Below are 24,280 nucleotides of genomic sequence, written 5' to 3'. Positions count from 1 at the left end.
TATCTATTTTAATATCTTCCTATAAATTTTTCTTTTGCAATTTTAGTATATCGTTTAATAAACTTACACTTTGCATCAGTGTAGCCGTCTCTATCATGTTCAAATTTCTTCCATAAGTTCAGCTTTAAATGTTCATATTCTTTCGCTACATTATGATTCTCACGTAAGTAATCTCTGAAATATAGTTCATCATTATCTCCGACAACTCTAATGTGAAGATGAAAGACTTTTTCTGCAAAACCTTTCTCTGTGTATCCTTTATTTAATGAGATTCGTCGTGTACTTTGACTCATGCATAACCACTTATTTTCAACAAGAATATTTTTCACTATTTCTAGTTCTTCTGCTAATCGAACCTCAAGTAATATATCTACTATATTCTTTGCCCATATATTTTGAACAGCGGTACTACCAATATGAGATATTCTTACTATATATTTAGCTGGTATCAGGGACAAAATAGCGGTTGCTTCCTCATCATACCAATCCGCCCATTCTTTATTATGTTTTACAAGAAATATGGGAAACAATTGCCATAATTCTTCTAAACTCATGTTTTCTAATTTTTTACTCAATTTCTCCTCCACGAGTTTGCATTTATTTCTCACATTTATTATCATTATAACATTTTCAATGTGCATCAGGCGTTTATTATTTCTGATTAAAACTTTTAGCTATCACTACACGAAAAAACAAGTCCAATCTAATCGGACTTGTTTCTTTTTATTTTTAAGGAGTTTACATAACGATCGACTGCTAGGATAGCACCTGCAATATCAGATGCTGAAATCTTAAACGGCATCTGATGAATGGTTTCACCTTCAATAGTAGCTTGCTTACCAACCTTGAGCAAATCATCATAGCTGGCATTTTCTAAATGCATTTCTGCCAAGGTCGTGGGCATACCAATTTTCTGATAGAAACGAATATATTTTTCCAACTCCTCTTTTGGACGGTTTTCAAGAAAGAGCTGTGTTAGCGTTCCATAAGCTACTTTTTCTCCATGAGTCAGATGATGAATATCACCAGTCAGAGCTGTAAATCCATTGTGAATGGCATGAGCAGCAGCCAATCCACCACTTTCAAAACCAACACCGCTGAGAAGCGTATTAGCCTCAATGATATGCTCAAGAGCTGGTGTTACCACCTGCGCCTCACAAGCAGCCAGTGCTTGTAAACCATCTGCAAAAAGAGTTTCTTCACATTTTTGAGCAATAGCTGCGCCTGCTAAAGTCTGTCTTTGTCCCAGCATGGTCTCTCCATTTGCCTGCATAACCGCACGCGCTTCAACCCAAGTCGCTAAACCATCTGCAATTCCAGAAGCCAACAAGCGCTTTGGAGCTTGAGCAATGACCTTTGAATCTACTAGAACAAGATCTGGGTTCTTGGTGTAAAAAATATATTTTTCAAATGCTCCTTCCTCAGTATAAATTACTGAAAGAGCTGATGTTGGTGCATCTGTCGAAGCAATAGTCGGTGCAATCACGACGGGATTTCCCAATAAATCTGCAATTGCCTTAGCACTGTCAATTGTTTTTCCACCACCAAGACCAATCACTAGATCTGCTCCATCTTTTTCAGCTAAAGCAGCTACCCGATTGATTTCATTATCCGAAGCTTCACCATTAAAACTGACATGCAATACATGAAGTCCATAGCGAGTAAGACAGGATTGGAACTTCTTTCCTACAATTTGATAAACAGTGTTGTCACAAAGCAAAACTGGATGGTTTCCTAAGTTCAAAATCTGTTTTGCATTTTCAAATAAGGCATCTTCACCTTGAATATAGCGAGAAGGGCTTGCAAAAGTTCTCATAAAATACCTCTTCCTACGCAAAAATGGAGATTAGATGTACTTTTTACCATGAATGAATGACCAATCTGCTGCAAAATCATTTACTGCCTTTGAAATAGACGGCATAGCAAAAGCTGCTTCAAAGACATCTGCACCTGCTGTAATAGCATGGGCACCATCAGCAAAAGCCTTGTTGACTTGTCCTACATTTTTAAAGGAAGCTGCTAAAATTTTGCTAGATGAACCTTCTACTGCAATCGCATCTGCCAATTGGCCAATAACTACATCTGAATCAATGTTCAAATTTTCCATACGGTTATAATAAGGAGCTAAATAATCTGCGCCTACTTGAATGGCTAATAAACCTTGGAAAATGGTATAAATAGCAGTTGCCGTAATCTTGTAACCTTCTGCTTTTAAAACCTTTATAGCGGCTAAACCTTCAGGGGTTACAGGTACTTTGACAAACACATTTCCACTACAATGCTTGCGAATTTCAGCTGCATCTTTTAAAATTCCCTGATAATCTTTGGCAACAACCTGAATATGAATGGAAGGAGCTTTCCCAATAATTTCTCTAACTTCTTGGATGCGTTTAAAGAAATCAATCTCTCCCTCTTTTTTAGCGATGGTCGGGTTAGAAGTCACTCCTGCCAAGGGGAGAACTTGCGACCATTTTTTTATTTCTTCTACATTTAATGTATCAAGCATGAATTCCATAAACTGGACCTCTTTTATAATGTGTGTTCTGTACGTCCGATAATATCATCTTGTGTTGCTTTGGAGAGTACATTGAAGAATGCCGAATATCCTGCAACACGCACAATCAAATCACGGTGTTTTTCAGGATGTTTTTGCGCATCAATCAAGGTTTCTCTAGAAACAACATTGTATTGAATATGATAACCGTGCAAACGGTTAAAGAACGTACGAAGTAAAGCAATCAATTTAATTTTATCTTCTTCCTTAGACAGGGTCTGAGGATTCACTTTTTGATTGAGCAGAACGCCCCCAACAATTTCATCTGTCGGCAATTTAGAAACAGATTTCAATACAGAAGTCGGACCATTCTTGTCCATATTGTGAGATGGAGAACAGCCTTCAGCGAGCGGTGTCCCTGCATTGCGGCCATCTGGTGTCGCCAAAGTACCGCGACCTTGACCAACATTGGCTGAAATAGAAGATGTTCCTGAGTAGCGGATACCGCCAATTGGACCGCGTCCATAACGGGTATTTGGATATTTAGCAATTTCATCCACATAAATATCATAAGCATCAGTCACCAGCTTATCAGCGTAATCATCATCATTACCATATTTCGGTGCATCAGAAATCAACATCTCTTGAATCTCCTTGCCGCGCTCACCTGCATAGTCCGTTTCAAGCGCATGCCAGAGTTCAGCTGGAGTCAGTTTGCCTTCTTCAAAGACTAGCTTCTTGATTGCTGCTAGTGAGTCTGATAGATTGGCAATACCGACTTGGAGACCAGAAATATAGTCATAGACAGCTCCGCCTTCTTTCAAATGCTTTCCACGACCGATACAATCATCTGTCAAAGCTGAGCAGAGGATATCCGGCACTTCTCTTTCAAGAGACAGGTCGATAGAATTTTCCACGATGACACTCATACGAGTCAAGTGGCGCAAAGTCTTGTCCCAAGCCGTTTGCAGCTCAGCAAAACTCTTCATGTCTTTAAAATGACCGAAGCTTGGTGCAAAACGCTTGCCAGATGCGGGATCAATTCCATCGTTCATAGTGATGAGAAGCACTTTAGGGAAGTTCATATAGCTCATACCCGTACAACGGTAGCCCCATTTACCTGGCACAGCTGTCTCCACACAGCCGATAGCACTGTAGTCGTATGCATCTTCTTCCAAAACGCCTTTGGCAATAAAGGACGGAATAATAATCTCGTCATTATTGAAAGCAGGCATTCCAAAACCTAGTTTCATAACTTCTATGCATTCGTTCATAAAACGAGCATCTAGACCAGCATGGTAGCGAACTGTTAAGTTTGGCTGTGGCAAATGCGTCTGTGCAACAGATCTCAAAACCAGATATGAAAGGGGATTTACAGCATCTTTCTTATCACGTGTTTGTCCACCAATTGTCACATTTTGATACAAAGGACTACCAGCAGATGAGAAAGTATGAGCCTGACTGCGTACTTTATTGATCGTAATCGTCTTAATCCAAAGATTGGTTAAGCGTTCGACAATGCTTTCTTCCGTCTCGCGACCAGCTTCCAAGTCCGACTTAACATAAGGATACATGTATTGGTCAAAGCGCCCATAAGAGAGGGAGTGACCATTAGACTCAATCTGTAAAATACACTGGATAAACCAGACAGACTGAATAGCTTCAGCAAACGTTTCAACTGGTTCGTAAGGCACTTTGGAACAAATTCGAGCAATTTCCAATAATTCTTGACGGCGCTCTGGACTTGCAAACTCTGCCATATTTTGAGCTAATTTGACAAAACGCTCCGCATAAGCTTTCACAGCATCCACTACAATGAAAATTGAATCATAGAAATGATATTTATCAATACTAGCCGGATCTGTCAAATCCAAGGCCTCCTTAGCTGCCCGAGCTTTTTCCTCAAAACCTTTCAAACCATATTGAAGCAATTTTTGATAGTTGACTGCCAAGTGAGCATCACCAGAGTTCATCTTTCCTTCCATTCCAAAGAAGCCAGTTTCCATATAAACCTGAACTTCTTCTGGAAGTAAAGCACCAGCTCTAGCGCGGAGGTTATTGTTTTCCCAGAAAGGAGCGATGCTCCGGATTTGTTCTTTGGTTTCCTCTGTAATATAGAAAACATCACCGTCGCGCTTTTCAAAAAGATCTAATTCATTGAGTACAAATTCTAAAGTATACTCTGGGAAAATAGGTGCATCTTTATTAGATGAAGCCTGATTTCCAACAATCATGGTCTCATCTTCAATATAAAGCGTCATATTTTCCAAAATTTCCTTAAGCATATAAGCACGCTTCAGAACATTTGGCTTTTCTTTATGCTCTTGATAAGCTCTTGTTGCAAGAACAGCACGTTCAGCATCAATATAAGGTTTCTTGTCCAGCACATCTTCCCGATACTTGTTCATTCGGTCCGTTAAACTACCAAAATAACTTGTTTGTATCGTCGTTTTTTCTATTTCTTTTACATTAGGCATCACAGCACAACCTTTCTTATGAAATTATTTTTATTTCTTTCGTAACTATTGTAGCATGCAAGATGCAAAAATTCAATCATTTATAATCAATTATCGAATTAAAGATTTTTTGCACATTTGTGCTCAATCAACGTTAAAATAATTTCTTTACAGTGATACAATGTGGTTTATCCTTCCGCTTTCAGTTCATTACTGTAAGCAAGATTGTCTTGGAATTTAAAGAATGGGAAATAGATGAGAGTTGACATAGCTAAAATGACAACTTGGATGAGAGCACCTTGCCATCCTGCCACTAAGAAACCAGAAATAATAGCTGGTGTACTCCATGGCAAGGTCACCCCTGAAAATGGCTGCATAAAGCCAATTGCTATAGAACCATAAACAATTACAGCCGCTAAAACAGGTACAAGAATAAAAGGCAAGAACATGACGGGATTCATAACAATTGGAAACCCAAACACAACTGGTTCATTGACATTAAAGATTGCTGGAAAAGCAGCAACCTTTCCTAGTGCTTTGTATTGTTTAGACTTAGCTGCAAAGAGCATGGCTACCACCAAACCAAAAGTAATACCAGAACCAGACAAAATAAGGAAACTATCCAAGAATTGCTGAGTGACAATGTGAGCACCTTTTCCAACAGATAACTTTCCAGCAGCAAGCAAGGCTTTATTAGCATCCAGATTTGAAAGTAAGAGAGCGGTCACTACACCATTGACAACAGATTGTCCGTGTACACCAAACCACCATAGGAAAGAGATGAAAAAGGCAATACCGATTGCACCGTAAAGGGAACCAGTCAATCCTTGCAGCGGTACTTGAATCACACCGTAAATCATTTCGATAAAAGTACCACCCTTTGTCAGCATTTTAGCAAGAATATAGACTACCATGGAAAGGAAGAATATCACAAAAGCTGGAATCATAGCCTCAAATTGCTTGGCGATTGCTTGAGGAACTTGCTCTGGCATCTTAATAACAATATGTTTTTGAATAAACATGGTATAGATACTACCGACAACCAAACCAATAATAATGGCTCCAATAATCCCCTGACCGCCAAACCAAATCTTGGCAATCGCGTCTGTAATTTCTTCACCTTTTTCTGGAATATAAGAAGATTTTAAAAGAATGAAGAAAGAAGACACAGATAACACACCTGCCGGCAGAGGCTCTACACCACTATTTTTAGCATAAGAATATCCTATAGAAAAACAGGAAATCAAACCCATAATCGCAAAAGTTCCTGAGTAAACCTGCATAAATGGCTCGGTCCAATTTTTCCCGAAAATGCCTGCAATCGCCTGATTGAGGCCTTCAAATGGTAACTGTCCTACAATCAGAAAGATACTTCCAACAACTGTCAAGGGCAGAATTGCCAACATACCATCCTTTAAGGCAATAATACCGCGCATATTGACAAATTTCATAATCGGCGCAATAATTTTTTGAGTATCTATTTTAGCCATAACTAAGCTCCTTGTTTTTGTTCCAAAAGCCCCAAAGCGAGATTCAATACTTTTTTACCATCTAGCATGCCATAGTCCGCCATTGGAATGACCGCAATTGGAATATGGTTCTCTTCGCAAATGGCAGCTGACTTATCCAAAGTATAAGCTACTTGTGGTCCTAACAAAGCAACATCCAAGTTTGGTGCATAATCTGCTAACTTGGCCTGAGAATAAGCATCAATCTCAACCTCTAAACCAGCTTCTTTCGCAGCTATTTTCATATTATTGACCAACATTCCTGTTGAAAAACCTGCTGCACAAAACAACCCAATTTTAATCATATCTTCATCCTCCTGATGATTTATTTTTTCACTTGTAATTCTTTTCTCAAGTCAATGATTTCCTTGATAAGATTAATTTCTGTAATACTGGTCATCAAATGATCCTGAGAGTGGACAAACAAAGCTGTAATTTCTGTCTTTGTTCCCCCCGCTTCCTGTGCCAAAAACTCCGTTTGAAGATTATGAGCTTCTAATAATGCCTGATCTGCCAATTCTAGATACTCATTACACTTTTCAAACTCACCATTTTTTGCTAATGACAAAGCTTGGTAAATATGCTGTTTGGCATCCCCAGCATGCAAGATTAACCCCATAATGATTTGATCAGCTACAATCACTTCCATATTTAACGTTACTCCTATTTTTATTTACAAAATATATCTTTCTTTTATTTGAAAGCGTTTTATTTTTGTTTGTAACTCAAATTTATCATCTTTCTCTTATTCCGTCAATATATCACTGAACAAAATCTCTTTTTTTATATTTATCGCACATTTGTGCTTATCAAGTGAAATAAAAAAGGTCAGAATCATTATTCTTGACCTTTTGAAGATGAAATAACGAGGAAAAGGAGAACTTTTATAAACTACTAATTAACTGCACTATTATCCAATTCCAACACTTTTAAAATAGTTGCTTCATCTGTAACTAAATGGTTGACATACCCAGCACGTAAAACCGCCAAAATAGCGGCAGCTTTTTGACGACCATGAGCAAAAGCCAGACTGTGAGGAACTGTTTTTAAATAATCTAAAGAAATAGCAACTGTTCGATTTTGCAACTGTTCATCAACCAACTCACCATTTTCATCAAAAAAGCGGCAACAAATTTCTCCGACAGCTCCTTCATTTTCCACTGTACGAAAATCTTCAGCCGTCAGCATATCCAACCACTGCCGATTCTTTTCATCCACTTGTCCGCCAATACCAACAACAACCACATCTAGTTCTTGCCAACTTCTTTTTAAGTCCTCAAAATATTTAGAAGACAAAATTCCTTTTGCTAAGATCTCGTCTTCCTGTATAATCGTCGCATTCATAAAGCGACAATCCCCATGGTATTTATTAGCCATACTGTAAATGAGGGTATTAACATGATAACGAGCATGAATATGGCTAGGTCCGCCAGCCAATGGAAAAAAATGCACATTATTCAAGTGCCGACTGCCCGAGTGTTCTACCAAGAGACTAAGACTCTTTCCCCATGAAAATCCAACTTTAGCATTGTCATCAATCATCCCCCGAAGCATTCCTGCTGCTGATTGAGCTAACCGCTGCTCCAAATCAGAAGGTGAATCATCCACTTGATTTGCTACGATTTCAAGTCCTTTTAACCCATACTTCTCTTTCACTACATTTTCTAAATGAAACAAACGCGCATCAAAGGCTTCAATCTCGATTTTGACAATGCCTTCCTTTTTAGCTTCAGCCAGCATACGACTCACAGTTGTCCGATAAATCCCTGTCTCTGCTGCAATTTCTGCCTGACTTTTCTCCTCTATATAATAAAGATAAGCAATCTTAGCTAATAGCCTTTTTCTTTCACTTTTCATCTTATCTCCCTCTACTTATCAGACTAGAGTCAATTTGATATTGGCTGCTTTTAGGCGTTGAACCGCTGCTGTCGGAATAGCTTGATCGGTTACCACCTGCGAAACCTGTTTCAAACCAAAACGCTTGACAGTCCCTCTTTTATCAAATTTACTCGAATCTGTTAACACAATCATTTTATCAGATGCTTCCGACATATATTGCACCACTTCGCTACGCATTAAATCTTTACCTGTAAAACCAAGCTCTTCATCATAGCCATCAGTCCCTACAAAAGCATGTTCTACATGGAAAAATTGAATCATTTCCTTAAGTAAAGGACCGACCGTAACTTGCGAATCGTTCTGAAATTCACCGCCTAGCAAGATAATCTTGCAAGAATCTACTTTTCTCACATAGTCTGCGATAAAATAAGAATTTGTAATAATTTTCACGTTCTTCTTAGTACGACAGATTTCTTCAGCTAACAGAGCACAAGTTGAACCAGATTCAATGATAATCGTTTCATTGTCTGCAACAATTTTTGCCGCTTCTTGTGCTATCTTTCGCTTGGTATCATAATGAAAAGAAAGCCGGACATTCAAGTCATCACCACTATTTAAGACCGCATAACCGTGCTCCCGATGAAGCAAGCCTTTCATTTCCAGCTTATCCAAATCTTTCCGAATCGTTACTTTAGAGACTTTTAATTTATCAGATAAAGTATTAACATCAATTTTTTCAAACTCCGAAACGAGCTTAACGATTTCATCTAAACGTTCCATTTTATTCACCTCATTCTTTATTTTAACAGAATTTAAGGAATAAATAAAATAAAAAATAGTTTCATTCGTAATTGTTTTTCTTTCGTTTGTTTGATATAATAAAAGAAAATAAGCAAGAAAAGAGTGTACATCATGAGTGCAGAAAAAGGAATCATCTTTAATATTCAACATTTTAGTATTCACGACGGACCAGGAATTCGGACAACTGTTTTTCTAAAAGGCTGTCCCTTACGCTGTCCTTGGTGTGCCAATCCAGAATCTCAGAAATTTAAACCTGAGCCCATGTTAGACGCTTCTAGCAAAAAGACTATCACCATGGGAGAGGAAAAAAGCGTTGAAGAGATTATCAAAGAAGTTCTCAAAGATAGAGAATTTTATGAAGAATCAGGTGGGGGCCTGACCTTGTCTGGTGGAGAAATCTTTGCCCAATTTGAATTTGCCAAAGCAATCCTTAAAGCTGCCAAAGAAAAAGGTATCCATACAGCAATTGAAACGACAGCCTTTGTAGATCATAACAAATTCGTTGATTTGCTCCAGTATGTAGATTTTATCTATACTGACTTAAAGCATTATAACACCATCAATCACCGCAAAGTCACAGGGGTCAAAAATGAACTAATTATCAAAAATATTCATTATGCTTTTTCGCAACAAAAAACCATTGTCCTGCGTATTCCTGTTATCCCTAGCTTTAATGACTCTCTAGAAGATGCCGAACAATTTGCTATTTTATTTAAAAAATTATCTATTGACCAAGTACAACTCTTACCTTTTCATCAATTCGGTGAAAATAAATATAAATTACTAAAACGTTCTTATGAAATGGAAAATGTGCAAGCTCTACATCCGGAAGACCTCTATGATTATCAGCAAGTTTTTCTTGATTATGAAATCAACTGTTATTTTTAGCTCCTCTTTTTCTCCAAAAAACAATCCATTTCTCACGAAATGGATTGTTTTTTTATCTCTTCTTGGGCGGATGCAACGACATCTGCCAGACTGGTCTTGCTCAGTTCTTCTTCCATTGCTGCTTGAATTTCTGCTAATTTGTCATCTAAAACTAAGTGAATATTTCTGCCAATGGGACAAGATGGATTGGGATGCTCATGAAAGCTAAAGAGTTGCCCAGATTTGCCCAGACTTTCTACTGCCTGATAGACATCCAAGAGGGTAATGTCTTTTAAATCTTTCATAATGACAGCTCCGCCCGTTCCACGCGCAACGGAAATCAAGCCCGCGCTTTTCAACTGAGATAAAGTCTTGCGAATAATGACAGGATTTACTCCAACGCTGTCAGCTAAAAAATCACTAGTCACTTTATGTTCTTGACATTCTAGTGCTATAACAGTCAGCATGTGCGTGGCAATGGTAAAACGACTCGAAATTTGCATGTAAAACTCCTTTCATTTGCAGCTTCTATTACTAGTATACTTTATTTACGTTGTAACTTCAAGTGTTACTTCTCAAAAAAACTCCTTGAGATGTGCAACATAATCTTCTCGCTCACTAATTGCTCGAAGTAAATCATGATTATGCGTATGATGAATTCCATTGACCAGACTTTCGTAATATACTTCATAATAAGGCAACTTCAATGTTCTAGCCATTTCCAATTCTTTATTTACATCATAAGCCACTCGTCGAAAATCGACATCTGCTAATCCCTGTTCATCAATTTTTAAAATAGCATACTGAGCTCGCAGATCCTTTCGCAAACAAGCATCTAGAAAAAACGGCTGACCGATAGATCCCGGATTGATAATCATCTGTCCCCCCGTCGCATAACGAAGAAATTGCTGATGAATATGACCATAAATGGCAATGGCACAATTGTTACCTTCAAACAGGCGATCAAAATTCTCTTGTTGACCAATATGAATCAACTCTCGTCCCCAATTTTTATCTGGCAAATGATGAGTCACAGCGATTTCTAAATCGCCAACTTTGGTCAAACGCTGCAAAGGCAATTCATGCAATCGATTCAGTTCCTCAGGTGTGACTTCTTCCAAAAGATACTGGCACAAACAAATCATATAGAGATGACTAGGGCGACTGATGTCTAATTTTCCATGAAGGGCATTCCAAATGCTATCCTCCCAATTTCCCCGCACTTGAAGGCTAATCGGTAAAGCAGCCATTAAGTCAAGAATTTTCTTTCGCCCCGTTCCGGGTGCCAATAAATCTCCCAAAAACCAGTAATCGGTCACCTGTTCCTTTTTGGCGTCTGCTAACACAGCTTCTAAAGCTGTCGTATTCCCGTGAATATCTGATAATAAAGCAATTTTTCGTTTCATTGTATCGTTTCGTCTGTCCTTTATAAAAATATTATAACAAACCAAGAAAAAACTTCCACTCCCAAGTTTGAGTGAAAGTTTTACTGCCTTATCAATCTACCGACTTTAATGCTTCTAACATGTCAATACGTCTCAATATTGCATTGACCATAAAGCCTAAGACAATCAAAATCATGATGATAGAAAAGATTGGTACAAGATATACAAACACCGATACTGTCGGGTTGAGAAGAAAGGCGTCTGGGGCAATCGTCTCTAAAAGGGAGCGATGTAAGATATTCCCCAAAAACAAGCCTACGATAATACCAATAACAGACAAAAGAATGGTTTCTCGATAAATGTAAAGCGTGACTTCTTTATTATGAAATCCCAATACTTTAATCGTTGATAATTCTCGAATCCGCTCCGCAACATTGATGTTCATCAAGTTATAAAGAATTACAATGGCTAGTAAAATAGAGGCAACAGTTAAAATCTGCATTACAAAGCCAAGAGATTTGACAATGGCATCAATTTGTTCCAAAATCCCCGTATTTTGTACGACTGCTCGCACACCAGTTAATTTCATGAAGGCTGCTGCGGTATCCTGCACATTTTTGCTAGAGGAATCTTTCAATTTTATCAGATAAGCATTTTCTTGGAACTTACGAGCAAATACCGTTTGATAATAGTCCTGATTCATAAAGATAAAATGCCCTGCGTACATTTCAGTGATACCAGAAACTTTGATTTTATAGCGTTTTCCTTCATCGGATGTCACCTCAAAAGTATCTCCAACAGAAACATGCATAATGGTTGCTAATTTCTGAGAAATGACCGCTCCATGCGAAGACAAGTTCAAGCTCGCTTTGCTTTGACTATCATATAACTCTATGAAATGATGAAAATCCTTGCCTGTTGTCACAAATAACGCGAGAGACTGCTCATCTTTAGCACCCTTGATTTTTTTGGTAAATGTTTCTTGATAAATACTGCATTTTTTAGCTATTTTTTTATCTGCTAATAAATGATTGATTGCTGCTTGCTCGTCTGATTTGAGATGCTGTTTTTGCGAAATGACCGCATCGTATTTGATAATTTCTCCATACTGCCGATTTCCCATACCTTCCATGGAAGAAGACATCCCCAAACCGGCAAATAAGAGGGCGACGGAGCCTGCCACACCAAAAATGGTCATCAGCATTCTTTGCTTGTAACGAAAGATATTTCGAGCCGTCACTTTTTGCGTAAAGCTGAGTCGACGCCAAATGAAGTCAATCCGCTCTAGCAAGATTTTTGAGCCTTTGGTAGGTGCCTTGGGCAACAATAATTGAGATGGTTTTTCTTTCAACTCTTTGTGAGCAATATAAAGGGCTGGTGCGACACCACACAAGACCGAGCATAAAAGAGCAATGAGACTAATTTCCCAATAAAATTCTAATCGCAATGCTGGATAAGTGGAGGTTTTAAAAATCGTTTTCCCTAAGATGTAGGGTAAGAAATAAGTACCTAACAAACTTCCCATTACTGTACCTAGCAAGCTTGAAACCAAGCCATAGATGACAAATTTCTTAACGACATCTTGGTTCCGATAACCCAAAGCTTTTAAAACACCTGCATTTGTGCGTTCTTCGCTGACAAAACGTGTCATTGTCGTTACCGTTACAAGGGCAGCTACCAGATACAGTACAATCGGGAAAGCATTACCTACAGCTGAGATGCCATAAGCACGATTCCCCGTTGTTGTGTACTCGTCAGCTCCTGGAAATGTCCGACGTGTATACACACGGTAGGTTGGTACAGACAAGCCAGCTACTTCATCTTTTGCCTTTTGAATGTCTGCTTGCCCATTTTTTATTTTTGTTTCAGCATCTTTCTTTTGCTTTTCGTATTCAGTTTTTTTATCGTTCAATGTTGCCTGAGCTTGGTCCAATTGTGCCTGACCGTCTGCGATTTGTTGTTTTGCTTGTGCTAATCGGACTTGACCTGCTTGGTAGTCAGCTTGTTTATTTTTTAAGGTTGCCTGACCGTTTTGATATTGAGCTAAGCCTGCGTCATATTCAGCTTGTTTCGCATTCAATGCCTCAGCTGCAGATTGGTATTGGGCAAGTCCTGCTTGATAAAGCGCTTCTTGGCTTTTGTACTGCGACAGTCCAGTTTGAAATTCAGCCTGCTTTTTCTCTAATTCTGTACGAGCAAGATTTAATTTTGCTTCTTCTTGTGCTAGTTGAGTTTGTGCTGCCACAATTTCAGGCACTGTTGCTGGATCAATTCCTTGTGCTTGTAGCGCAGCTATTTTGGTCTGCAAATCAGTTTTTGCAGCTGCAAGTTGCATTTGACCTTTTTCCAATTCTGCCTGCGCTGTAGCTAATGTAGCTTGAGCATTTGTTACATTTTCTTTTGCAGCAGACAACTGACTAGCTGCCTGATCTAATTGGGTTTTCATTTGGTTCAATTGTCCCCAACCTGAAGAAAGTTGAGCAGCGGCTGTATCCAATTTTGCTTTTGAGCTTGCTAAAGTTTGTTCAGCCTGTGCAATTTGAGCTGCGCCCTGTGCAAGCAAGTTTTCTTTTTCAGTTAGTTGACCTTGAGCAAGCTCTAAATCTGCTCTTTTTTGATCAATTTGATCCTGCGCATTCCTTAGTTGCTGCTGGGCATCTGCCAATGCTTGTTGAGAAGTTTGAATTTTTGCTTCTCCGTCCGCAATTTTTGTCTGTGCTTGTTTTTTTATCTCTGATAAACGATTTTTCCCATTATCAGCCACTAGCTTTTCCAGCTCATTTTCATACTGTTTTACCTTTTTTCGATAGGAGTCTCCAAAAGAATTAAGTGCTTTTAAATCGTCATACTTCAAACGAGCAACTGTATAGACTGAACTTTGAAATGTTTTTGGCATCACCACTGCATAAGCAGATAAGGTCCCACTCCCTGAGTTAGAATTGCCAAGAGAAATCGTCGAAGCCAATTCACTTGAATTGACGAATCCCGTCACCGTAAAGGTATGCTGCTTCAAAGCATAATCATTGGTTCCTTCCTCGTTTAAAGTAATGCTATCGCCAATCTTGTACTTTCCTTGATAAAAACTAGCCAAAGCCACTTGATTTTCCTTGCTTGGAAAATGACCTGAGACAAGCTTGAACTTAGAAATATTAGTTGTCTGAGAAAAAACTCGAACAGAAGTTGAACTATCGCCAATCACCGTATCTGTAAAATAACCATATTCTACCTGTGCATTTGGGATTGTATTCAGTTCTTTTTGGTCAGCTTTGCTAACACCATAGTCTGACATCACTGCCAAATCCATCATTTTCATCTGTGAAAGATAACGATTGGCTGAATTTTCAATGTCTGGACTGGCTGCTTTCAGTCCTACTAGCGCAAAAGAACCTAACATCATCAAAAACATAATGGACAGAAAGCGTCCTTTGGACTGACGAAAAGAGAGCCAGATATCCTTATTTAGAATGGATTTTTTCATATCACCACTCCTCACTAATACTCTAGACTTTCGATATCTTGAGGATGTTCATTCAAAGTGACGGACTGAATCCGTGCATCATGCATACGAATCACGCGGTCTGCAATCGGAGCTAACGCACCATTGTGAGTCACGATAATCACTGTCGCACCTTGCTTGCGCGACATATCTTGAAGGATTTGCAGTACTTGCTTACCTGTTTTATAATCTAGCGCACCTGTTGGTTCATCACAAAGCAAAATTTTAGGATTTTTTGCCACGGCACGCGCAATGGAAACCCGTTGCTGCTCGCCGCCAGATAATTGAGCAGGAAAATTATGCAGTCGATTTCCTAGCCCAACTGCTGCTAGCGCTTCTGCTGCATCCTGTGCATCTTGAACAATTTCTGAAGCCAGCTCAACATTTTCCAAAGCTGTCAAATTAGGAACTAAATTATAAAATTGAAAGACAAAACCAACATCATTCCGACGATAATCTGTTAATTGACGAGCATTATAATATGCTATATTTTGCCCATCAATCAACACATCTCCCTCGTCATTGCTGTCCATTCCACCAAGAATATTTAGAACTGTTGATTTCCCAGCTCCAGACGCTCCAAGAATGATGACCAGTTCACCCTTTTCGATATCAAAAGAGATGTCATTATTAGCAATGATTTCCGAATCTCCCATTTGATACCGTTTATAACTATGCTTCATTTCAATATAAGCCATCTTTTCTCTTCCTTTTCTTACTTCATCAAACAGCTAAATCAACAATATGTTGATTTGTTTCTAGCAATATTATATAATGACCCTAGTTTAAAAGCAATCATCAATTATCAACAGAGTGTTCATTTAAGGAGCATTATGGTACAAAACCGACAGACAACAACCAAGAAACAGATTAGAAAAGCACTTATTCAACTGTTATTAGAAGAAAAATTTGAAACCATTTCCGTTAGCAAACTATGTAAACGGGCAGGTATTAATCGTGGAACTTTCTACCTTCATTATCTTGATAAATTCGACCTAATTGAAACACTAAAAGAAGAAATTATCCTCCAATTACGAAAAAATTTTGAAGAAACGACAAATACACACAACTTGCTCATCACCAATCTAAATTATCTCCAACAAAACCATGACTTAATCTATGCTGTTTCTCAAAGTCATTATCTCAATTTTCGTGAGACAATCCGTGAATTTATGCTCAGTATTTTAATGAATAATCAGTATAAGCTTCAAACCGAACACTTTTTAAAAGAAAATTTCACCATTTCTAAAAAATATGCGCTTGAAGTCTTTCTATCTAGCATAGAAGGTATTATCTCACTCTGGATTTCAAGCGGTGCGAAAGAAACGCCAGAAGAAATGACGGATATGATTTTACAAACCTTTGATTACGATGCTTGGCACTTATAAAATTTAAAAAACTCTATTCTATAGTAGGAAATGAACTGCCCTCAAAAGTTAGACATAAAAGATCCAACTTTTAGAGTGCTGTTCAAAATCCCTTATAGAATAGAGTTTTTAATAAACATCTTTTCTAGCTTCAGCTCAGAAATTGAAAAGAAGGTAAAATGAGGCGACAGGCATACACTGTGGCATTTTTATAAGTAACCACAACGTCACTCCCGTCCTTCATCTACTTGTCAGCTTCGTTTCTACTATTATCTGGACATGATTTTCTAGCAATATCAGCTACAATATGATTTACAAATTCATCAACTGCTTCTGTATGCGTTTGTTTGCTGCCATAACGACGAACATTTACAGTACCATCTGCTTGCTCTTTATCTCCAACAATCAATTGATAAGGAACTTTATGAGTCTGACTTTGACGAATCTTGTATTGCATTTTTTCATTGCGTTCATCGACATCCACACGGACACCACGATTGCGCAGTTCTTTCGCTACTTTCCAAGCGTAATCAGCATGCGCTTCATTAGAAATTGGAATGACCGTCACTTGATGAGGTGCCAACCAAGTTGGGAACGCACCTTTGTAAGTTTCAATCAAGTAAGCAATAAAGCGTTCCATCGTAGACACAATACCACGGTGAATCATGACTGGACGATGCTCTTCACCGTCTGCTCCGATATAATGAAGATCAAAACGTTCTGGTAGCAAGAAGTCCAATTGAATAGTGGAAAGAGTTTCTTCATTTCCAAGAGCTGTTTTTACTTGAACATCCAACTTAGGACCGTAGAAAGCAGCTTCGCCTTCTGCCTCAAAATAGTCCAAACCTAAATCATCCATTGCTCCTTTTAGCATGCGTTGAGCATTTTCCCACATTTCATCATTATCAAAATATTTATGTTTGTCATTCGGATCACGATAAGACAGACGGAAACGATAGTCTGTAATATTGAAGTCTTTGTAAACGTCAATCATCAAATCCAGCACATGTTTAAATTCTTCTTGAATTTGCTCCGGCATGACAAATAAGTGAGAATCGTTTAGGGTCATTTCACGAACACGTTGGAGTCCTGAAAGTGCACCTGATTTTTCAAAGCGATGCATCATACCAAGTTCCGCAATACGAATAGGTAACTCACGATAAGAATGAACATGGTTTTTATAAACCTCAATATGGTGTGGGCAATTCATCGGACGAAGAACAAATTGTTCACCATCTCCCATATCCATCGGTGGAAACATATCTTCTTGGTAATGTTCCCAGTGACCAGAAGTCTTGTATAATTCTACACTTGCAAGCGGTGGAGTATAAACATGTTGGTAACCATCATTAACCTCACGGTCTGTAATATAGCGTTCTACGATACGACGAATAGTCGCACCATCTGGAAGCCAAAATGGAAGACCTTGCCCAACCTCAGGAGAAATCATGAAAAGATCAAGCTCTTTACCGAGCTTACGGTGATCACGTTCCTTGGCTTCTTCACGCATTTGAAGATAGTTTTTTAGGTCTTTCTTATCAAACCAAGCTGTTCCATAAATCCGTTGCATCATAGCATTGTCACTGTTCCCACGCCAGTAAGCACCTGCTACATTGAGCAAATGGAAAATTTGAATACGCCCAGTTGACGGTACGTGAGGTCCACGGCAGAGATCCACATATTCACCTTGACGGTAAATTGTAAGACCTCCTTCGTCTTCTGAATGCTCCTCAATCAATTCTAACTTGTAAGGATCGTTTTTGAAAATTTCTCGTGCTTCATCCTTTGTCACTTCTTCGCGGATTGACGGGAAATTTTCCTTGACAATCTTCTTCATTTCTTCTTCGATACGAGGCAGATCTTCGTTAGAGATTTGGCCAGCTTGATTGTCCGTATCGTAGTAGAAACCGTCCTGAATAGCAGGACCAACCCCTAAGTGAATCTCTGGGAAGAGACGACGAGTAGCTTGCGCAAACAAGTGAGCGGCAGAGTGACGCAAGATATCCAAAGCGTCTTCGTGGTCAGGTGTCACAATCTCGATTGATCCATCTTCTGTAATGGCACGAGTGGTATCGATGAGTTTGCCGTTGAATTTACCAGCCAAGGCTTTCTTAGCAAGAGAATTGCTAATAGATTGAGCAATTTCAAAAGTTGTTACGCCAGATTCGAATTCACGCACAGCGCCATCTGGGAAAGTAATCTTAATCATAATTTTCTCCTTTAGTATCTATTCTGTTTATATTGGACAATTTTAAGAGCCGAGCAACCTCTTCCACAGTCTGCTTTTCTGATTGACTACCATCTGCTATGAGGCTAGGATAGCCTAATTTCATCGCTTCCTTCCGAACCATTTGGGCAAAAAGAATGTCTCGCTGCATCCAGTTTTCAAAAGCTTGCTCAGGATTGGTTGTTCCCTCTAAGACATAAGGAACCCATTCTCTCTGTTTATAATGCTTTTTCTGAAAATCAGCTGTCGGAGTCAAGCATAGATAGGAAGACGCTGGCCATTCAAGCTCCTTTACCAAGTGAGGCAAAAGTCCTGCCCCCTCCAACAAGAGTGGTCTATCTTGATTTTTTATCAAGTAAGATTTTACATAAGGAAAAATCTCTTCATAAAAGCGCCATTCTTCATCTGCCATCTCTTCTGGATTTCTCATCCAGATTTGTTCCGGATTTCTGTCCTGTCTAAGAAGGCAAATCGGCCGTGAGTCTACACTTGCTTGACTCATCATCTCGTCTACCAAATCATCCAGCTTGATATGAAGCAGCTGATACTGTCTAGCAAGAAGTGAAGCAATTGTTGACTTCCCGCTGCAAGGCGATCCGCCAATCATATAAAGCATAATTCTTCCTCCTTCTGACAAAATAAAAAGCGGCATCCATAAAAGGACGTCGCAACGTGGTTCCACCTTCATTCGTGCATATCAAAAAGACCTACACCTCAGACTGGCTTTAACGTAGCCACCGTTTTATGTTTGCATAAAAGTTACTTTAGAGTAGTCCCAACTGCCTTCCTCTACACGTTTTCCAGCCCCACGCGTTCTCTAAAAAATTCCAACCAGCGGTATGTCTCTAAGAAATATTATAGCACGATTAAAAAAATTTGCAAGCTTTACAATCAGATGGGTTTGTGTCTGAATTTTTGGGAATTTGGAAGAAAAGAATAGGTTAGTTTTGGAATCATTCGAATGGTTCCAAAACAAATGCTGCCTCAAAATTAAGTGGGCAACATTTTAGAAATGTATTGTTTTAAACGGTTAAGATTAACGTCATGTTTTCTTATCTGATAGCCTCATTTTTTATTAAATATATCATTATTTTAACAAAAAAACGTTTACATTTAAAGAAAATTACTGTATAATAATTATGTTGGAATCATTCGAAACAACACAGCAAGTTAAAATAAGGCTTTGTCCGTACTCAACTTAAAAAGTGCGCACCGATTCGGTGCTTTTTTATTTCAATCAAGAACACAAAAAAAACAGCCTTACGACTGTTTTTATTTTTATCCTACTGAGCCTTCCATACTCATGTTAATGAGTTGGTTGAGCTCCACTGCGTATTCCATTGGAAGTTCTTTGGTGATCGGTTCCATGAAACCATTGATAATCATAGCCGTTGCTTCTTCTTCGCTAATGCCACGGCTCATAAGGTAATAAAGCTGATCCTCTGAAACCTTAGAAACCTTAGCTTCGTGTTCAAGTGCAACATTTGAATTGTGAATTTCATTAAATGGAATGGTATCTGAGCTGGATTCACCATCCATAAGAATCGTGTCGCACTCAATGTGAGACTTTGAACCAGCACTGTTCTTGCCAAAACGGACTTGACCGCGGTAATCCGTCTTACCACCGTCTTTGGCAACAGACTTGGAAATCAATGTGCTAGACGTCTTCGGCGCATTGTGATAGACTTTACAACCCGCATCCAAATGCTGACCATAATTAGCAAAGGACATAGAAAGAACAGAAGTTCTTGCATTGCGGCCATTCAAAATGCTACAAGGATATTTCATATTGACCTTGCTGCCCAGATTTCCGTCAATCCATTCCAAAGTACCGCCTTCTTCAACCGTTCCACGCTCTGTCACCAGATTATAAACGTTGTCTGACCAGTTTTGAATCGTTGTATAGCGGAAAAAAGCATCTTTTTTGACAATAATTTCCACATTTGCAGCATGAAGACTATTGGTCGTATAAGTCGGCGCTGTGCAACCTTCAATGTATTGAATAGAGCCACCCTCTTCTACGATAATGAGCGAGCGTTCAAACTGACCGGCATTCTCTCCATTGATACGGAAATAGGTCTGAACTGGCACCTGACATTGAACATTTTTAGGAACATAGATAAATGTGCCACCTGACCAAACAGCACTGTTCAAAGCGGAAAACTTGTGCTCTGCATTAGAAATGACTGTTCCAAAGTATTTTTTGACCAAATCCGGATATTCTTGTACTGCCGTGTCGGTATCGGTAAAGATAATGCCCTGCTTGGCAAATTCTTCTTTCATATTGTGATAGACTACTTCAGATTCATACTGAGCAACAGTTCCTGATAAAAATTGACGCTCTGCTTCAGGAATCCCCAGACGCTCAAAGGTTTTCTTTATTTCATCTGGCACTTCATCCCAACTTCTAGCCCGATCCCCACTTAATTTTTGATAATAGACAATATCATCAAATCGTATGCCGGATAAATCTGGTCCAAAATCAGGCATGGGCAATTTATGGAACAATTCTAAAGAACGCAAGCGATAATCCAACATCCATTGCGGCTCATTTTTAATTTCAGAAATTTCACGAACAACCTCTTCTGTCAGACCTTTGCCTGTTGAGAACAAAGGTTTCACATCGTCATGAAATCCAAAAGCATAATCTCGTACTTTCGTCATCTCATTCCTCCCATTGATACAAATTATCTTCTCTTATTATACTATTCTATATTAGAAATGTCAGAATATATGCCTAAAATCGAATAAATTAAGCTAAAAAAGACTAGGAAAATTTCCCAGCCTTCTTACATGATTACCGTACTTTTTCGGCTAATGCTTCAGCGAACTTCTCCAGATTTTCAATATCTTCATCTTCTGCTGATAGATCGACTTTGACATTTTCAGCTCCTTTTTCAGCACCTGTCGCTGCAAAAGCGCGATCAAAGTCATCTACTGCCTTACAAAACTCATCATAAAATGTATCGCCTGACCCGACAACACCATAAATCTTTCCGGTCAAGTCAAGACTAGCTAAATCTTCATAAAAATCAACAATTTCATCAGGCAACTCGCCGTCACCGTATGTGTAAGAAGCAACGATTGCGATGTCTGCTTCTAGAAATTCCTCTGCATCAACCGTTGTGCATTCATCAATATCTACTTTTAAACCAAGTTCTTTTAATTTATCAGCTACAATATCTGCGATTTCTTCTGTATTTCCTGTCATACTCGCAAATACAATTTTTGCTAAAGCCATAATTTCCTCCAAAAAATTCTATCAATTTATTATAACACATTGAACAAATTGTTGCACTTCAAATCTCTTAAAGTTCCCTACTTTTCCCTTTTACTTTTTAAAATAATCATCTTATGATACAATGAATAAAAGGTAGAGCGGAGGTTATCATATGGAAATTTTCAAGCAAATTTTACATAAAATTAAAGAATATGATACGATTATCATTCATCGTCACATGCGACCCGATCCTGATGCATTAGGAAGTCAAGTCGGTTTGAAAAAATTACTTCAAGTCAATTTTCCTGAGAAAAAGATTAAAGCAGCGGGAAAGACTGAACCTACTCTTGCTTGGCTGGCCAAAATGGATGATGTTTCAGACGATGATTACAAACATGCTTTAGTTATTATTTGTGATACAGCAAATACTGCTCGGATTGATGACGAACGGTACAACAAAGGAGATTTTCTCATCAAAATCGATCATCATCCAAACGATGACATTTACGGAGACATTTCTTGGGTGGATACTAGCTCTAGCAGTGCTAGTGAGTTAATTGCTCTCTTTGCATTGGAAAATAAACTCAAACTAGATGATTATTCTGCTAAATTGCTTTATGCTGGAATTGTCGGTGATACAGGACGTTTCCTATATCCTGCCACAACTGCCCGCACAATGGCTATCGCAAGTAAACTTCGCGAGTATCCCTTTGATTTTGCTGCTTTGGCTCGAAAAATGGACTCTTTCAGCTATCAAATTGCTAAACTTCAAGGCTATGTTTATGACCATTTAGAAGTTGATGAAAATGGTGCAGCTCGTGTCATTTTAACTCAGGAACTTCTCAAAGCCAATCATTTAACAGATGCTGATACTTCCGCTATCGTTTCAGCTCCAGGGCGTATTGACAGCGTTGAATTATGGGGAATTTTTGTTGAGCAAGAAAATGGCAATTACCGCGTTCGACTACGGAGTAAATTTATCCCGATTAATGAAGTAGCTAAAAAACACGACGGAGGCGGTCATCCTCTTGCCAGTGGTGCCAATGCTTACTCCAAAGAAGAAATCGAAGAAGTTTATCAAGAATTGAAAGAATTGGCAAAAAGGAAATAATTTGGTAGAAAAGACTTGTCAAATCCGCTAGAATTTGGTAAACTATCAAAGTAACGAATCTATGGCTCGCAGAGAGACCATGGCAGAAAGGAAATTTTTAAAAATGAGAAAAGATATTCATCCTGAATACCGTCCTGTTGTCTTTATGGATACTTCAACTGGCTACAAATTCCTTAGTGGTTCTACTAAGTATTCTAGCGAAACTGTTGAATGGGAAGATGGAAACACTTATCCTTTGATCCGTGTGGAAATTTCATCAGACTCACATCCATTCTATACTGGACGTCAAAAATTCACTCAAGCAGATGGACGTGTGGATCGTTTCAACAAAAAATACGGTTTCAAATAAAAATCATATTTACATTACAAAAAATGTTGATAATAAGCCTTTTCCAATTTTGGGAAAGGTTTTTTAGTATAATCAAAAAACTTGGAATCTACGATAGGACTTCCAAGTTTTTACTCTTTTTCGCATTTAGTATTTTAATTGTTGCACAACCAATACATGGCTATCTTTCACACCATATAAACTATGAGGCTCATTGGGTTCCATGGTTAAAAAACTTTCGGGAACGAGTTGGACTGTTTGACCAGATGCTGTAAAATCAACCTTTCCCTCTAGACAGACAACAGTCACCAAAGCATCAGCCTTGTGTTCAGGAATTATTTTTCCTTCTTCTAAGTGAAGATGACGGATGATGCGGTTAGTTTCTTCAACAGGTGTTTCCACGACATCAATAGTAGGGTTCATTGTGTAAATTTTCATGTGTATTGTCTCCTTGTGTTCAACTTTAATCCTTATAATCTCCCCCGGAAAAACCGTAATATTCTTCTAAAGATAGTCCTGAATCTGCAATCGCTTTTGCTTCTTTTCCAACATAGCGGAGATGCCATTGCTCTGGCATATATCCAGTTTTGTCTTCTTTACCATTTAGATAGCGCACGACAAAACCATATTCGGCTGCATGTTTCAAAAGCCATCGACTTGCCTTTTCTTCTGTTACTAGATTTCCGTCTGTGCCAATCAAGTCAAATGCCAAGCCTGTTTGGTGTTCACTATAGCCAGGTCGGGCAGAATAACGATCTGCTGCTTCTTTCCCGTCTTGATTGACATAATTTTGATAAAGAGTAACCTGCGTTTGGTAACTACGGAAACCGCTATATTGATGACTGATAGGATAGCCTTCACTTTGCATGGCCGCAATCAACTCCAGCAATTTTGCTTTAGCAGTAGGATTTTCACCGGGATTGTAATCTGAAGATAATGGATAATGTTTATTTGCGATGACAATTTCATCGTATTTTCCTTTTACACTATAATAAGAACCATTATAATGAACTTTTGCTTTTTTCTTTGCTGGCTCAGAGGACGCAACTTTTGCAGACGTTGTTTTTCCTTCTTGTTTCGTTTCCCCATTCGTTTTCTTTTCCCCACAAGCTGTCAAAAGAAACAAACTCGCTACTAATAAAATCCCAATCCTTTTTTTCATCTGTATTGCCTCATTTATA

The 24,280-nt window shown here is 38.6% G+C and carries 23 protein-coding genes; 4 read left to right on the top strand and 19 right to left on the bottom strand.

What is annotated here, in order from left to right; genetic code table 11:
* Positions 1-8: 8 nt before the first annotated feature.
* The 9 genes from IYQ23_RS02550 to IYQ23_RS02510 form a co-directional block, all read right to left on the bottom strand.
* Entirely contained in the window at positions 9-575 is a 567-nt protein-coding gene (locus tag IYQ23_RS02550; protein ID WP_102570006.1) for a GrpB family protein, read from the bottom strand.
* 128 nt (positions 576-703) lie between these two features.
* A complete protein-coding gene (locus tag IYQ23_RS02545; RefSeq protein ID WP_195673981.1) occupies positions 704-1,816 on the bottom strand; it encodes a glycerol dehydrogenase in 1,113 nt (370 codons plus the stop codon).
* Between the two features lie 30 nt (positions 1,817-1,846).
* Positions 1,847-2,515, bottom strand: a complete 669-nt coding sequence (locus IYQ23_RS02540) for a fructose-6-phosphate aldolase (RefSeq protein WP_195673980.1) — start codon at positions 2,513-2,515, stop codon at positions 1,847-1,849.
* A 14-nt stretch (positions 2,516-2,529) separates the two neighbouring features.
* Entirely contained in the window at positions 2,530-4,971 is a 2,442-nt protein-coding gene (locus IYQ23_RS02535) for a glycyl radical protein (RefSeq protein ID WP_195673979.1), read from the bottom strand.
* Between the two features lie 167 nt (positions 4,972-5,138).
* Positions 5,139-6,440, bottom strand: a complete 1,302-nt coding sequence (locus tag IYQ23_RS02530; RefSeq protein ID WP_003032486.1) for a PTS sugar transporter subunit IIC — start codon at positions 6,438-6,440, stop codon at positions 5,139-5,141.
* Positions 6,441-6,442: 2 nt separating this feature from the next.
* Entirely contained in the window at positions 6,443-6,763 is a 321-nt protein-coding gene (locus IYQ23_RS02525) for a PTS sugar transporter subunit IIB (RefSeq protein ID WP_003023895.1), read from the bottom strand.
* 20 nt (positions 6,764-6,783) lie between these two features.
* A complete protein-coding gene (locus tag IYQ23_RS02520) occupies positions 6,784-7,107 on the bottom strand; it encodes a PTS lactose/cellobiose transporter subunit IIA (protein WP_003023891.1) in 324 nt (107 codons plus the stop codon).
* Positions 7,108-7,352: 245 nt separating this feature from the next.
* Positions 7,353-8,315 (bottom strand): sugar-binding transcriptional regulator, encoded by a 963-nt coding sequence (locus IYQ23_RS02515; RefSeq protein WP_195673978.1) that lies wholly within the window; start codon positions 8,313-8,315, stop codon positions 7,353-7,355.
* Between the two features lie 18 nt (positions 8,316-8,333).
* On the bottom strand, positions 8,334-9,077 hold the full coding sequence (locus tag IYQ23_RS02510) for a DeoR/GlpR family DNA-binding transcription regulator (protein WP_003028982.1): 744 nt from the start codon (positions 9,075-9,077) through the stop codon (positions 8,334-8,336).
* A gap of 132 nt (positions 9,078-9,209) precedes the next feature.
* On the opposite strand from IYQ23_RS02510, the gene IYQ23_RS02505 reads away from it, so the two are divergent.
* Positions 9,210-9,986, top strand: a complete 777-nt coding sequence (locus IYQ23_RS02505) for a glycyl-radical enzyme activating protein (protein ID WP_003023885.1) — start codon at positions 9,210-9,212, stop codon at positions 9,984-9,986.
* A 32-nt stretch (positions 9,987-10,018) separates the two neighbouring features.
* On the opposite strand, the gene IYQ23_RS02500 is transcribed toward IYQ23_RS02505, so the two are convergent.
* The 4 genes from IYQ23_RS02500 to IYQ23_RS02485 form a co-directional block, all read right to left on the bottom strand.
* Complete coding sequence (locus IYQ23_RS02500; protein ID WP_195673977.1) at positions 10,019-10,468, bottom strand: Rrf2 family transcriptional regulator; 450 nt, start codon at positions 10,466-10,468, stop codon at positions 10,019-10,021.
* Between the two features lie 72 nt (positions 10,469-10,540).
* A complete protein-coding gene (locus IYQ23_RS02495; RefSeq protein WP_195673976.1) occupies positions 10,541-11,371 on the bottom strand; it encodes a metallophosphoesterase family protein in 831 nt (276 codons plus the stop codon).
* A gap of 91 nt (positions 11,372-11,462) precedes the next feature.
* On the bottom strand, positions 11,463-14,828 hold the full coding sequence (locus IYQ23_RS02490) for an FtsX-like permease family protein (RefSeq protein ID WP_195673975.1): 3,366 nt from the start codon (positions 14,826-14,828) through the stop codon (positions 11,463-11,465).
* Between the two features lie 14 nt (positions 14,829-14,842).
* On the bottom strand, positions 14,843-15,544 hold the full coding sequence (locus IYQ23_RS02485; protein ID WP_195673974.1) for an ABC transporter ATP-binding protein: 702 nt from the start codon (positions 15,542-15,544) through the stop codon (positions 14,843-14,845).
* A 135-nt stretch (positions 15,545-15,679) separates the two neighbouring features.
* Here IYQ23_RS02485 and IYQ23_RS02480 point away from each other — a divergent pair, with 135 nt between their 5' ends.
* A complete protein-coding gene (locus tag IYQ23_RS02480) occupies positions 15,680-16,234 on the top strand; it encodes a TetR/AcrR family transcriptional regulator (protein WP_048786078.1) in 555 nt (184 codons plus the stop codon).
* Positions 16,235-16,457: 223 nt separating this feature from the next.
* Here the strand turns inward: IYQ23_RS02480 and thrS are convergent, their stop codons facing one another.
* The 4 genes from thrS to IYQ23_RS02460 form a co-directional block, all read right to left on the bottom strand.
* Positions 16,458-18,422, bottom strand: coding sequence for a threonine--tRNA ligase (gene thrS, locus IYQ23_RS02475; RefSeq protein WP_195673973.1), 1,965 nt, complete (start codon positions 18,420-18,422; stop codon positions 16,458-16,460).
* Complete coding sequence (locus tag IYQ23_RS02470) at positions 18,415-19,056, bottom strand: AAA family ATPase (RefSeq protein WP_070669356.1); 642 nt, start codon at positions 19,054-19,056, stop codon at positions 18,415-18,417. Before IYQ23_RS02470 ends, thrS begins: the two co-directional genes overlap by 8 nt.
* Before the next feature lie 662 nt (positions 19,057-19,718).
* Complete coding sequence (gene sufB / locus IYQ23_RS02465) at positions 19,719-21,104, bottom strand: Fe-S cluster assembly protein SufB (protein WP_003023872.1); 1,386 nt, start codon at positions 21,102-21,104, stop codon at positions 19,719-19,721.
* A 133-nt stretch (positions 21,105-21,237) separates the two neighbouring features.
* Positions 21,238-21,681, bottom strand: a complete 444-nt coding sequence (locus tag IYQ23_RS02460; RefSeq protein ID WP_195673972.1) for a flavodoxin — start codon at positions 21,679-21,681, stop codon at positions 21,238-21,240.
* 151 nt (positions 21,682-21,832) lie between these two features.
* Between IYQ23_RS02460 and IYQ23_RS02455 the strand changes: the two genes are divergently transcribed.
* Together IYQ23_RS02455 and IYQ23_RS02450 are read left to right on the top strand one after the other, a co-directional pair.
* Positions 21,833-22,771, top strand: coding sequence for a DHH family phosphoesterase (locus tag IYQ23_RS02455; RefSeq protein WP_195673971.1), 939 nt, complete (start codon positions 21,833-21,835; stop codon positions 22,769-22,771).
* Between the two features lie 103 nt (positions 22,772-22,874).
* Positions 22,875-23,120, top strand: a complete 246-nt coding sequence (locus IYQ23_RS02450) for a type B 50S ribosomal protein L31 (RefSeq protein ID WP_324253106.1) — start codon at positions 22,875-22,877, stop codon at positions 23,118-23,120.
* 126 nt (positions 23,121-23,246) lie between these two features.
* Here IYQ23_RS02450 and IYQ23_RS02445 read toward each other — a convergent pair whose 3' ends face one another.
* Together IYQ23_RS02445 and ldcB are read right to left on the bottom strand one after the other, a co-directional pair.
* Positions 23,247-23,537, bottom strand: coding sequence for an AraC family ligand binding domain-containing protein (locus tag IYQ23_RS02445; protein WP_195673969.1), 291 nt, complete (start codon positions 23,535-23,537; stop codon positions 23,247-23,249).
* Positions 23,538-23,562: 25 nt separating this feature from the next.
* A complete protein-coding gene (gene ldcB, locus IYQ23_RS02440) occupies positions 23,563-24,261 on the bottom strand; it encodes an LD-carboxypeptidase LdcB/DacB (protein WP_195673968.1) in 699 nt (232 codons plus the stop codon).
* Positions 24,262-24,280 lie beyond the last annotated feature (19 nt).

The sequence above is a fragment of the Streptococcus sp. HF-100 genome, assembly GCF_015594635.1.
Classification (GTDB): domain Bacteria; phylum Bacillota; class Bacilli; order Lactobacillales; family Streptococcaceae; genus Streptococcus; species Streptococcus vaginalis.
The sequence above is the reverse complement of the archived record's forward strand: the minus strand, read 5'-3'. Positions and strand labels throughout refer to the sequence as shown.